The sequence below is a fragment of the Paracoccus onchidii genome (genome assembly GCF_028294535.1).
GTDB lineage: Bacteria > Pseudomonadota > Alphaproteobacteria > Rhodobacterales > Rhodobacteraceae > Paracoccus > Paracoccus onchidii.
Map to the genome: position 1 here is coordinate 26,642 of NZ_JAQBIE010000021.1, position 12,846 is coordinate 39,487.

Genomic DNA, 12,846 nt, shown 5'->3' on the forward strand with positions numbered 1-12,846 from the left:
CCTCGACCTTCGAAATTTAGATGCAGATCGGTAACTATACCTTGATCACCGAAAGCGAAAGCGGATAGATACGGCGCGAATTGACGAGCTTACCAGAGCGGGGACCGCACGCGATGTTCAACACGATGACCGTGACCAAGGCCGCAGGTGCGCTGATTGGCGCGCTGCTGTTTCTTTTGCTGGCCAATTGGGCGGCCAGCGGCCTGTATACCGTCGGGTCAAGCCATCATGGTGGCGAAGACGAAGAGCATGCTCAGGCATATTCGATTCCGGTCGAGGAAAGCAGTGGCGGCGCCGAAGAAGAAGAAGTGCAGATCGACTTCGCTGCGCTGATGGCCGAGGCTGACGCTGCCGCCGGTGAAAAGGGTTTCGGCAAGTGCAAGGCCTGCCACAAACTTGACGGCAGCGACGGTGTCGGGCCGCATCTGAATGGCGTTGTCGGACGCGACGTCGCAGGGATCGCCGGATTCGCCTATTCCGACGCCATGGTCGAGCACGCGGCCGAGGCCCCGCAATGGACGCCCGAAGCCCTGCAAGAGTTTCTGGAAAATCCCAAGGGCGTCGTGAAGGGCACCAAGATGTCCTTTGCGGGCCTGAAAAAACCCGAAGATCGCGCAGATCTGATCGCATATCTTGAATCGCAACAGTAAACTGACGGCGATCATGCAAACGAGAAAGGGGCGTGGCCGGTGGTCGCGCCCTTTTTCCGTGCGTCCCGTTCACGAAAACGCGGCTTGATCGCCCCCGTCCGGCTGGCCTAGCGTGAGCGAACCTGAATCTGACCGGAGGTTGCCGATGCGCCGTTTCGCCCTGATCGCTGTTCTTGCCGCATTTTCCGGGGCACCGGCCCTGGCGCAAGAGAAGACGATCACCGCACATGGGATCGGTGTCTTTGACGATCTGAAGCTGCCGGCGGATTTCGACCATCTTCCCTATGTCAATCCTCAGGCACCCAAGGGCGGCGAGATGTCCGAGGCGATCCCCAATTCGACGGGTTTCGACAATTACAATCCGTTTACCTTTCGCGGGCGGGCTGCGGTTCTGTCTTCCTCCATGCTCGAGTCGATTCTGACGGGCACCGCAGACGAGGTCGGGGCGGCCTATTGCCTGCTATGCGAATCGCTGGAATATCCGGAAGATCGCGATTGGGTGATTTTCCATCTACGGCCCGAGGCCAGGTTCAGCGATGGCACGCCCTTGACCGCGCATGATGTGCTGTTCAGCTATGAAACCCTGCGCGACAAGGGGCTGTCTTCATTCCGGGTCGTGATCGGGCAACAGGTCGCGAAGGCCGAAGTGATCGATGATCATGCGATCAAGTTCATTTTCACGCCTGACTATCCGCGTCGTGATGTCATTCAGTCAGTCGGATCATTGCCGGTTTTCAGTCGCAAGGATTTCGCGGACAACAACCGCGATCTCGAGGCGCCGATGGACAAGGCCCTGATCGGGTCGGGACCGTATATGTTCGACAGCGCCGATATCAATCGCAAGGTCGTCTATCGGCGCAACCCGGACTATTGGGGGAAAGATCTGCCGATCAATCGCGGACGGCACAATTTTGATCGCATACGGTTCGAATATTTTTCAGATTACGATGCCGCATTCGAGGCGTTCAAGGCGGGCGAATATGCGTTCAGGCGTGAGGTTAGCAGCATTATCTGGGCGACGCGTTACGACTTTCCCGCGCTTGAAAAGGGGTGGGTCATCAAGGAAACCTTGCCGGATGGGCAAATCGCGTCGGGACAGGCCTGGGTTCTGAACATGCGGCGGCCGGATTGGCAGGATATCCGCGTGCGCCAGGCGATCGGCCTGATGTTCAACTTTGAATGGTCAAATGACGCCCTGTTCTATGGGTTGTATGATCGCGTCGACAGCTTCTGGGACAACAGCCATCTTGAGGCGACGGGAACGCCGGATGAGGGTGAGGTCGCGTTGCTGGAACCCTTGGCCGCAGATCTGCCGGAAGGGATCTTGACCGATGAGGTGGCCACGGCGCCCATGAGTGGCAAACGGCAGCTCGATCGCGCGAACCAGCGCAAGGCTTCGCAGCTGTTGGATGCGGCGGGTTGGACCGTGGCAGATGACGGCAAGAGGCGCAATTCCGAAGGCCGTCAGCTTGCCCTTGAAATTCTGAATGATAGCCAGACTTTTGATCGGGTTATCAACCCTTTGGTTCAAAATCTTCAAGCATTGGGTGTAGACGCCCGAAACGTTCGCGTGGACAATGCGGAATATGAAAACCGCAAGCGCAGCCATGATTTCGATCTGATCTCTGACCATCTGGGTCAGGATGAAATCCCCGGATCGGGATTGCAGCAATATTTCGGTTCGGCCAATGTCGGTGATGTGTTCAATCCGATGGGCCTGGCAAATCCTGCGATCGATGCGTTGATTTCAAAGGTCGAGGCGGCCGCAACCCCCGAAGAATTGACGACCCGCGTTCACGCGCTTGATCGGGCCTTGCGCAGCTTGCATTTCTGGATTCCCCAGTGGTTCAACGCAAATCATCTGGTCGCCTATTACGATCAATACGGTCGGCCGGAAACAATGCCTCCATATGCCTTGGGCGAGATGGATTTCTGGTGGTATGACGCGGAAAAGGGCAAGGCACTGCGTGATGCGGGTGCGCTGCGTTAAGGCAAATGTCTTGATTTCCGCTGTCGGATTGCCGACAAGGCGGATCAATCGAACAGGACCGCCAAGGTCCGCAACGTCCCCAGGGGCGGGCAGAAGGACAGGCTGATGGGCGCCTATATCTTGCGGCGTTTGCTGCTGATCATCCCCACGTTGATCGGTATCATGCTGGTCAATTTCACGCTGACGCAATTCGTGCCGGGCGGCCCGATCGAACAGATCGCTGCCCAGATTCAGGGCGAGGGCGACGCATTCCGAAATATTGCCGGCGGCGGCGCCGAGGCCGGCGGCGGATCGGGCAGCGAACAATATCAGGGTGCAAGGGGATTGCCGCCCGAATTCATTGCTCAACTTGAAAAAGAGTTCGGCTTTGACAAGCCCCCGGTCGAGCGTTTCCTGACCATGCTTGCGAACTATCTGCGCTTTGATTTCGGCAGCAGTTGGTTCAGGTCGGTCAGCGTCGTCGATCTGGTGATCGAGAAGATGCCGGTCTCGATCACGCTGGGGCTGTGGTCGACCCTTCTGGCTTATCTGATCTCGATCCCGCTGGGGATCCGAAAGGCGGTGCGCGACGGTTCGCGTTTCGATACATGGACTTCGGGCGTGATCATCATGGGATACGCGATCCCGGCCTTCCTGTTTGCAGTGCTGCTGATGGTGCTGTTCGCGGGCGGCAGCTATTGGAAGATCTTTCCGTTGCGCGGTCTGGTCAGCGACAATTTCGACAGCCTGTCCACCTGGGGCCAGATCAAGGATTACGCCTGGCACGTGACCCTGCCGGTGATCGCCTCGACGATTTCTAGCTTTGCGACATTGACCCTGCTGACCAAGAACAGCTTTCTGGACGAGATCAACAAGCAATATGTCATGACGGCGCGCGCCAAGGGCCTGACCGAGCGGCGGGTGCTGTATGGCCATGTCTTCCGCAACGCGATGCTGATCGTGATCGCGGGCTTTCCGGCGATGTTTCTGGGCGTGTTCTTCGGTGCGTCGATCCTGATCGAGACGATCTTCTCGCTGGACGGGCTGGGGCGTCTGGGATTCGAGGCGGCGGTGCAACGTGACTATCCGGTGATCTTCGGCACGCTTTACGTCTTTGGCCTGATGAGCCTGATCGTCGGCATCCTGTCGGATCTGATGTATGTCTTTGTCGATCCGCGCATCGACTTTGAATCGAGGGCGGGCTGATGGCGATCTCGGAACTGAACAAGCGGCGTTGGCGCAATTTCCGGCGCAACGGGCGGGCCTTCTGGTCGCTGATCATCTTTGCGATCCTGTTCGTGGTCGCCATGCTGGCCGAGGTGGTGGCCAATGACAAACCCATCGTCGTCAGCTATCGCGGCGAGTTGTTCTTCCCTGCCTACAAATTCTATCCCGAAACCGCCTTCGGGGGGGATTTCGGGACCGAGGCGATCTATCGCGACGAGGCCGTGCAATGCCTGATCGTGACCGGTGGACGTCAGGAATGCTGGGATGATCCGGAAGAACTGATCCGGTCTGTAAAGGCCGGCAATAGTGATATTCCCGAAGATGAACAGGGCTGGATGATCTGGCCACCGATCCCCTATCACTACAAGACCATCAACAATGTGGGCACGGCCCCCAGCGCACCGGATGGCGATCACTGGCTGGGCACCGACGATACGGCCCGTGATGTGTTGGCACGGGTGATCTATGGGTTCCGGTTGTCGATCCTGTTCACGCTGATCGTGACGGTGGTGGCATCCTCGATCGGGATCGCGGCGGGCGCTGTGCAGGGCTATTTCGGCGGGCGGACCGATCTGGTCTTTCAACGGGTTCTGGAAATCTGGGCCTCGACGCCGGGTCTGTATGTCATCATCATTCTGTTCGCCATTCTGGGGCGCAGCTTCTGGCTGCTGGTCTTTGTGACGATCCTGTTCGGCTGGCCTGCGTTGGTGGGTGTGGTTCGCGCGGAATTCCTGCGGGCGCGGAACCTCGAATATGTCCGCGCGGCGCGGGCCTTGGGGGTCAGTGACCGCAAGATCATGTTCCGCCACATCCTGCCCAATGCGATGGTCGCCACGCTGACCATGATGCCCTTTGTCGTCACAGGCACCATCAGCGGCCTGGCTGCGCTGGACTATCTGGGGTATGGGCTGCCTGCTTCCGCACCTTCTCTGGGTGAGCTGGCCTTGCAGGCCAAGCAGAACCTTCAGGCGCCCTGGCTGGCATTCACGGCCTTCTTTACCTTTGCCATCATGCTGTCATTGCTGGTCTTCGTCTTCGAAGGCGTGCGCGATGCATTTGACCCGCGAAAGACCTTCAAATGAGTTTGGATCAGGAACAGGCCGTGTTGCACGGGGATTCTCAGCACGCGAATACGGTGCTGGATGTTCGCGATCTGACGATCGGTTTTCGACAGGAAGGGCAGATCATTCCCGCGGTCAAGGGCGTCAGTTTCCGAATCGGACGCGGTGAAACCGTTGCGCTGGTGGGGGAATCGGGGTCGGGAAAATCGGTCACCGCGCTATCGTCGGTAAGGTTGTTGGGCGATTCCGCAGTTGTCGATGGTTCGATCCGATATGATGGGCAACAGATGGTCGGGGCGTCGGATGCGCTGCTGCGTGACATTCGCGGCAATGACATCAGCTTCATTTTCCAAGAGCCGATGACATCGCTGAACCCGCTGCATACGCTTGAAAAACAGCTCAGTGAAAGCCTGGCCCTGCACCAGGGGCTGACGGGGGGTGCCGCACGGCAGCGGATTATCGAATTGTTGAACCGGGTCGGAATCCGCGACCCCGAAAGCAGGCTGGCCGATTATCCGCATCAGCTTTCGGGGGGGCAACGTCAACGGGTGATGATCGCGATGGCATTGGCCAATGGCCCGGATCTGCTGATCGCCGATGAACCCACGACCGCGCTGGATGTCACCATTCAGGCCCAGATCCTCGATCTGCTGCGCGAACTGAAAGAGGCCGAAGGGCTTTCGATGCTGTTCATCAGTCACGATCTTGGCATTGTTCGGCGGATCGCCGACCGTGTTTGCGTGATGAAGGATGGCATTATCGTGGAACAGGGCCCGACCGAGCAGATCTTTGCCGCGCCCCGGCACGAATATACCCGGATGCTGCTGGAGGCGGAACCGACCGGCGAGGCCGAGCCGGTGCCCGATGATGCCGAGTTGCTGGTGGAGACCCGCGATCTCAAGGTGTGGTTTCCGATCCAGCGCGGTCTGATGCGGCGGACCGTGGGGCATATCAAGGCCGTGAATGGCGCCACGCTTGGGGTTCGTGCGGGGGAAACACTGGGCATTGTCGGGGAATCTGGCAGCGGCAAGACCACGCTTGCGTTGGCGATCATGCGGTTGATCGAAAGCGATGGGCCAATTCTGTTCATGGGGCAGGACATCGCGGGTTGGGGCGGCAAGCAATTGCGTCGTTTGCGCCGCGACATGCAGATCGTGTTTCAGGATCCCTATGGCAGCCTGTCGCCGCGTATGACCGTCGAGCAGATCATTGCCGAAGGTCTGGGGGTGCATGGCGTTCAGAAAGAGGCCGACCGCCGCCAGATGGTCAGCGACATCATGACCGAGGTCGGGCTGAAGCCAGAAATGATGCATCGCTACCCACACGAGTTCAGCGGTGGCCAGAGACAGCGAATCGCAATTGCCCGTGCCATGATATTGCGCCCGAAGGTGGTGGTTCTGGACGAGCCGACATCCGCATTGGACATGACGGTTCAGGTCCAGATCGTACAATTGCTGCGCGGTCTGCAACGCAAATATGGCCTGGCGTTTCTGTTCATCAGCCACGATTTGCGCGTCGTGCGGGCCATGTCGCACCAGATCATGGTGATGCGTGCGGGTGAGGTGGTCGAGCAGGGCGCGGCCGCCGAGATATTCAATGCGCCCTCCAGCGGGTATACTCGGGATCTGTTGAAAGCTGCGTTTCTCGATCGGTCATGAAAATCCTTTTTGTTCATCAGAACTTTCCCGGCCAGTTCCCGCATCTCGCGCCTGCACTGGCCATGCGCGGGCACGAGGTTCTGGCGATGACGGACGAAAAGAACCAGCGACCAAGCCCGGTCAAGACGGTGCGCTACAAGGCCCCCGAGCCAGTCGAGACGAATGGTGTCCTTGGACGTAGCTATTCCGATTTTGCCGAGCGTGGGTTGCTGGCGGCCCGTGGCGCGCGCGCGCTGCGCGACCGCCACGGTTATGTGCCTGATGTGATTATCGGGCATACGGGCTGGGGCGAGACGCTGTTTTTACAGGAAATCTGGCCATCTGCGCGATTGCTGGTCTATGCAGAGCTGATGTATCGCACGCAGGGGCATGATGTCGGTTTCGACCCGGAAATGCATCCCGACAGCGATGAGGGGCGTTTCCTGACCGTTTCGCGTTCGGCGCATTTGTTGCAGGGGATCGTGCAGGCCGACGGTGCCATTTCTCCGACCCGCTATCAGGCCGATAGTTTTCCACCTGAATTGCAGGGCAAGATCAGTGTCATCCATGACGGAATCGACACGGCGCGGGTATGCCCGAACCGCGAAGCCTGGATAGAGCTTCCGGGCGGAAAGCGGCTGACCAGCGGCGATGAGGTGCTAAGTTTCGTGTCGCGGTCGCTGGAACCCTATCGCGGGTTTCACATCTTCATGCGTGCCTTGCCCGAGGTTCTGGCCGCACGGCCGGATGCGCATGTCGTGCTGGTCGGTGGCGAGGATGTCAGCTATGGCTCGCGTCCGCGGGATGGTCGCAGCTGGAAGGATATCCTGCTGGACGAAATCGGTGATCGTCTGGACCATAGTCGTGTTCATTTTGTGGGGCGGTTGCCCTATGCACATTATCTGTCGCTGATCCAGCTGACGCGGGTTCATTGTTACCTGACCTATCCGTTCGTGTTGTCATGGTCCCTGACCGAGGCCATGTCCGCGGGCGGCTATGTCGTCGCCTCGAACACCGCACCGGTTCGGGAACTGATCCGCGACGGCGAGAATGGTCGCCTGGTGCCGTTTTTCGATGTGGCGGCGCTGTCAGAGGCCCTGATACGGGGGTTGGCAGGGGATGCTGATGCGCCGCGCCTGCGCCAAGCCGCGCGGCGCACCATTCTTTCCGGCTATGACCTGCACCGGCTAAGTCTGCCGCGTCAGATTGAATGGGTGGAAAGCTTTGGGCCGATGCGGTAAGTCGCTGTGACTTTATAACAGAGGCGCATCATGGTCGACATCCGGCTGACAAATACCCGCACCCGCAAGAAGGAAAGCTTTCAGCCGCTGGATGCGCGCAATGTCAGGCTGTATCTGTGTGGCCCCACGGTCTATGACCGTGCCCATCTGGGCAATGCGCGCCCGGTCCTGGTGTTCGACGTTCTGGTGCGGCTGTTGCGCCATGTTTATGGCGAAAGCCATGTGACCTATGTGCGCAATTTCACCGATGTCGATGACAAGATCAACGCGCGTGCCGCACAATCGGGGCGCGACATTCGCGACATCACCGAGGAAACGATCGGCTGGTACCATGCCGATATGGACGCTTTGGGGGCTGATCGCCCCGATCATGAACCGCGTGCGACCGATTATATCACGCAGATGATCGCGATGATCGAAAACCTGATCACGCGCCGTCACGCCTATGTCGCGGAAGGACATGTATTGTTTGATGTCCGATCCTACGGTGAATATGGTCGCCTGTCAGGCCGTACCGTCGATGACATGATCGCAGGCGCGCGGGTCGAGGTTGCGCCGTTCAAGCGCGATCCGATGGATTTCGTGTTGTGGAAGCCTTCGGGCGAAGGGCAGCCGGGATGGGACAGCCCCTGGGGCAACGGGCGCCCGGGCTGGCATATCGAATGCTCGGCCATGGCAGCGGCTTTGCTGGGGCCCAGCTTTGACATTCATGGCGGAGGCATGGATTTGCAATTCCCGCATCATGAAAACGAGGTCGCGCAAAGTTGCTGCGCCCATCCCGACGGAGAGTTTGCGCGGTTCTGGCTGCACAACGAAATGTTGCAGGTCGAGGGCAAGAAGATGTCCAAATCCCTGGGCAATTTCTTTACGGTGCGCGATCTTCTGGACAAGGGTGTGCCGGGTGAAGTGATCCGTTTCGTGATGTTGTCAACGCATTATCGCAAGCCGATGGACTGGACCGAGGCGAAGGCGGCGGATGCCGAGGCGGTGCTTCGGCGGTGGCGGGGGCTTGTGGCGGGCATCGAACCCGCCACAAGCCCGGCACCCGCGGTGATCGATGCGCTGCGTGACGATCTGAACACGGCGGGTGCCATTGCCGCCCTGCACGATCTGGCGAACAGGGAGGATCTTCCGGTGTTCCTGGCATCCGCGCAGATGATGGGGTTGATGTTGCCCGAGATGGGAAGCTGGGCCGAGGCGGGTGATGATGCGGCTGCCATGATCGAGGCGCTGCTGACCGCAAGGGCCGATGCGCGCAAGTCCCGCGATTTTGCGCGTGCCGATGCGATCCGTGACGGATTCGCGGCGGCAGGGGTCGAAGTCAAGGATACGGCGCAAGGCGCAGAATGGTCGCTGGCCGCGGGGTTTGACGAAGAACGGCTTGCGGAACTGGCACGGGCCTATTCGGCATGACCCTCGAGGCCTGCACGGAACTGTTGCGACAGCAAGACCCGGACCGCTTTGGCGCGGTGCTGGTTGCCGACGCGCCGCAACGTCCCGCGCTGGTTTCTTTATATGCGCTGAACCTTGAGGTCGCGCGCGCACCGTTTCAATCCAATGAGCCGATGCTGGCCGAAATGCGTCTGCAATGGTGGGTGGATCGACTGACCGAAATGCGCAGGGGGATCGAGCCGCCATTGCACGACGTTTTGTCCCCCTTGTGGTCCGAATGGGGCGCGGATGCGGGCGAATTGGCGGCTTTGGCCCAAGCGCGGCGCCGGGATTGTCAGCGAGAACCGTTTCTCAACCCCGAAGCGGTGGTCAGCTATATCGATGCCACGACCGGGGCGCTGATGTGGTTCGCGGCCCGGAGACTGGGTGCGGCTGGCGCGGCGCATCGGGTCATCGCCGATCATGCACTGGGAAGCGGTATAGCTGCTTGGTTGCGGGCGTTGCCAAAGTTGCAACCACTGGGCTTGGGGCTGGAAGCGCCTGATGCCGGGGCAGTGGACAAGCTGGCCGAGATCGGACAGGAAGCGCTGCGCCGTGCAGCGCGCGGGCACCGGGCCGTGCCGGTCGCTGCGGCGGCGGCATTGTATCCCGGACCGCGCGTTCCCCGTTTTCTGGATGAGGTCAGGCGCGGGAATATCGACTGTTTTGTGGAAACACCTGCGATTTCTCCGTTTCAGCGGCGGGCGTCGCTGGCCCGGCTGGCCCTGACCAAGAGGTGGTGGCGCTGAGGGTGCAAACCCTCTTTTCATCGACACGGCTCTGTGGAAATACTGGTCCCAAGCTCCGCCGATTGCGGGTGACATTCGGGACAGTAGAATGACGAAGCGCATCTTCGACGCCGAGGCCAGACAGGGCTATTCCCTTATTGCGCCACCATTTGTCTATGCGCTGCTGATTCTGGCGGCGCCGCTTCTGACCATCCTGGCCTATAGTTTTCTGACCGATGGCTACCTGGAGGTGGTCAAGGAGTTCACCCTTGAAAACTATGCGCAGGTGTTCAGCGATCCGATCGTGCGCAAGATCATGCTGCGCTCGTTGCTGGTTGCAGGGCTGGTCACGCTTGTCACCGTGGTTCTGGCCTTTCCCGTGGCCTATTATGTCAGTTTCATGGTCCGACCCGAACGCAAGTCGATGTGGTTGTTTCTGATCACCATTCCATTCTGGACCAGCTATCTGATCCGGGTTTTCCTATGGAAGGTCATTCTTGGATATAACGGGGTGATCAACTCGACATTGACGGGTCTGGGCATCATCGACGAGCCGCTGACATTCATTCTTTACAATGTGAATTCCATCGTGCTGACGCTGGCGCATGCCTATGCGCCCTTTGCGATCCTGCCGATATTCGTGGCGCTGGAAAAGATCGACCGCTCATTGCTTGAGGCAGGGCGGGATCTTGGGGAAAGCCGGGTCATGACCTTTTGGCGGGTGACCTTGCCCCTTGCGATGCCCGGCGTCATTGCCGCGACCCTGATCGTGTTCATTCCCACCATCGGGGATTACGTCACGCCCGAACTGATCGGCGGCGGCAAGATCCCGATGATTGCGAACCTGATCCAGGTGCAGATGCTGGCGCTGGACAACCGTCCGCTGGGATCGGCGCTTGCGGTGACCGCGATGTCGATCGTGGCCGTGGTCAGCCTGATCTTCCTGTTCCTGAACCGTCGTTTCCTGAAGGTGCGCCAATGAGTCAGCGTTCCGTCGAAGGCAGCGGTCTGCGCATTTACGCGATCCTGTATCTGCTGTTTCTGTATGCGCCCATCGCGTTGCTGCCGGTCTTTGCGTTCAATTCGGGCACGATCATCGCCTTTCCGCTGCAAGGGTTCACCACCGACTGGTTCGTGCAGATGTGGGCCAATGCGACCTTGCGGCGGGCATTGACGAATTCGCTGATCATTGCGGTGTCGTCTTCGCTGCTGGCGACCTGCCTGGCGATATTTGCAGCGCGCGCCTCGACCCGGTTCGAATTTCCCGGCAAGGGTGGGATCATGGGCTTTATCATGCTGCCGATGGTGCTGCCCGAGATTATCGTGGCGATGTCCTTGTTGGTGGTGTTGCTGGGCAGCGGGCTGAGCCTGTCGGTGCTGACGGTGATTGTCGGGCATACGCTGATCTGCATGCCCTACGGGATCGCCATCCTGTCGACGGCATTTTCCAGTCTGGACAAATCGCTTGAGGAAGCGGCCTATGATCTGGGTGAAACCAAATGGAGCGCGTTTCGCCTGGTGACCTTGCCCCTTGTCATGCCGGGGATCATAAGTTCGCTGTTGATTTCCTTTACGATCAGTCTGGACGAATTCATCATCGCGTTCTTTCTGGCCGGGAACGAGCCGACACTTCCCACCTATATTTTCAGCCAGCTTCGTTTCCCCAAGCAGATCCCGATGATCATGGCGCTTGGCACGGTGCTGGTGGCGTTGTCGATTGTCCTGTTGGCGGTCGGTGAATATTTCCGCCGGCGTGGAATTGCGCGCATCGGCGGCAAGGACAACGGAGGCTTTCTGTGAGCGACGGGCCCAAGGCAATGATCGAATGCCAGGACATCCACAAATATTATGGCGATTATCACGCGCTTCGCGGGATTGATCTGACCATCCGCGAAGGCGAGTTCTTTTCGCTGTTGGGGCCATCTGGTTGCGGCAAGACGACGCTGTTGCGCACCATTGCCGGGTTCGAGGATATCTCGTCGGGTGCCGTGCTGATCGACGGCAAGCATATGGAGGATGTTCCCGCCAACCAGCGGCCCACGAACATGGTCTTTCAGTCCTATGCGATTTTTCCGCATCTGAGCGTGGCCCAGAACGTTGCCTTTGGCTTGCGGCGCGATCCGCGCGGCAAGGCGGAGAAGGCGGCTCTGGTCGAGGAGGCCTTGGGCATGGTTGGCCTGAAGGGGTATGGCAACCGAGCGGCCCATGCGCTTTCGGGCGGGCAGCGCCAGCGCGTCGCGTTGGCGCGCGCGCTGATCCTCAAGCCCAAGGTGCTTTTGCTGGATGAGCCACTTTCGGCGCTGGACCGCAAGATGCGCGAACAGATGCAGGTCGAACTGATCAAGCTGCAACGCCAGGTCGGAATCACCTTTGTTCTGGTCACTCATGATCAGGAAGAGGCACTGGTCATGAGCGATCGTATCGCAGTGATGTTCGAAGGGGGCATCGCCCAGCTTGACGAACCCGAAGCCCTTTATGCCCGACCAAGGGATCGAAGGGTGGCGGATTTCATCGGGGTCATGAACTTCCTGCCCGCGCAGATCATTGGGGAAACCGACAGTCATGTCACAGTTCAGGTTGGCGGGCTTGGGCAGGTCGATCTGCCGCATTCGCAGATCAGCCGCGCCAATCCGGATGATCCCGAACCGACCATCGGCTTTCGGCCTGAAACCATGACCCTGATCGGACCTTCGCAACCCCACACCCAGGCGCGCGAAACCGAGGCCGTGATCGATGAAGTGGTCTATTACGGCGACATGACCTATTACGATCTGCGGCTTGAAAACGTGCCCGAACCGGTTCGAATTTCCATGCGCAACGTGTTTGGTCGCGATGTCCAGGCGGTCGGGACGCGGACCCGTCTTGCGTGGTCGCCGGGATCCTTGGTGCTGTTTCGCTGAGC

General features: G+C 59.4%; 11 protein-coding genes. All 11 read left to right on the forward strand.

Translation table 11 applies throughout. From position 1 onward, the window contains the following. The first annotated feature begins 113 nt into the window (after nucleotides 1–113). Entirely contained in the window at nucleotides 114–650 is a 537-nt protein-coding gene (locus tag PAF17_RS15170; protein WP_271889950.1) for a c-type cytochrome, read from the forward strand. 145 nt (nucleotides 651–795) lie between these two features. Further along, on the forward strand, nucleotides 796–2,640 hold the full coding sequence (locus tag PAF17_RS15175; RefSeq protein ID WP_271889951.1) for an extracellular solute-binding protein: 1,845 nt from the start codon (nucleotides 796–798) through the stop codon (nucleotides 2,638–2,640). Between the two features lie 105 nt (nucleotides 2,641–2,745). Then, nucleotides 2,746–3,825, forward strand: a complete 1,080-nt coding sequence (locus PAF17_RS15180; protein WP_271889952.1) for a microcin C ABC transporter permease YejB — start codon at nucleotides 2,746–2,748, stop codon at nucleotides 3,823–3,825. Continuing rightward, nucleotides 3,825–4,928, forward strand: coding sequence for an ABC transporter permease (locus PAF17_RS15185; protein WP_271889953.1), 1,104 nt, complete (start codon nucleotides 3,825–3,827; stop codon nucleotides 4,926–4,928). The genes PAF17_RS15180 and PAF17_RS15185 overlap by 1 nt, the downstream gene beginning before the upstream one ends. Then, nucleotides 4,925–6,565 carry an ABC transporter ATP-binding protein gene (locus PAF17_RS15190; RefSeq protein WP_271889954.1) on the forward strand — a complete coding sequence of 547 codons (1,641 nt, stop codon included), beginning with the start codon at nucleotides 4,925–4,927 and terminating at the stop codon, nucleotides 6,563–6,565. Before PAF17_RS15185 ends, PAF17_RS15190 begins: the two co-directional genes overlap by 4 nt. Then, on the forward strand, nucleotides 6,562–7,785 hold the full coding sequence (locus PAF17_RS15195; protein WP_271889955.1) for a glycosyltransferase: 1,224 nt from the start codon (nucleotides 6,562–6,564) through the stop codon (nucleotides 7,783–7,785). The genes PAF17_RS15190 and PAF17_RS15195 overlap by 4 nt, the downstream gene beginning before the upstream one ends. A gap of 30 nt (nucleotides 7,786–7,815) precedes the next feature. Continuing rightward, nucleotides 7,816–9,198 (forward strand): cysteine--tRNA ligase, encoded by a 1,383-nt coding sequence (cysS, locus tag PAF17_RS15200; RefSeq protein ID WP_271889956.1) that lies wholly within the window; start codon nucleotides 7,816–7,818, stop codon nucleotides 9,196–9,198. Beyond that, a complete protein-coding gene (locus tag PAF17_RS15205) occupies nucleotides 9,195–9,965 on the forward strand; it encodes a squalene/phytoene synthase family protein (RefSeq protein WP_271889957.1) in 771 nt (256 codons plus the stop codon). Before cysS ends, PAF17_RS15205 begins: the two co-directional genes overlap by 4 nt. 88 nt (nucleotides 9,966–10,053) lie before the next feature. After that, on the forward strand, nucleotides 10,054–10,926 hold the full coding sequence (locus tag PAF17_RS15210) for an ABC transporter permease (protein ID WP_271889958.1): 873 nt from the start codon (nucleotides 10,054–10,056) through the stop codon (nucleotides 10,924–10,926). Beyond that, the gene (locus PAF17_RS15215; RefSeq protein ID WP_271889959.1) at nucleotides 10,923–11,744 is read left to right on the forward strand and encodes an ABC transporter permease; all 822 of its coding nucleotides are present in this window, start codon (nucleotides 10,923–10,925) and stop codon (nucleotides 11,742–11,744) included. Before PAF17_RS15210 ends, PAF17_RS15215 begins: the two co-directional genes overlap by 4 nt. A 17-nt stretch (nucleotides 11,745–11,761) precedes the next feature. Beyond that, complete coding sequence (locus tag PAF17_RS15220; protein WP_271889992.1) at nucleotides 11,762–12,844, forward strand: ABC transporter ATP-binding protein; 1,083 nt, start codon at nucleotides 11,762–11,764, stop codon at nucleotides 12,842–12,844. Nucleotides 12,845–12,846: the final 2 nt, after the last annotated feature.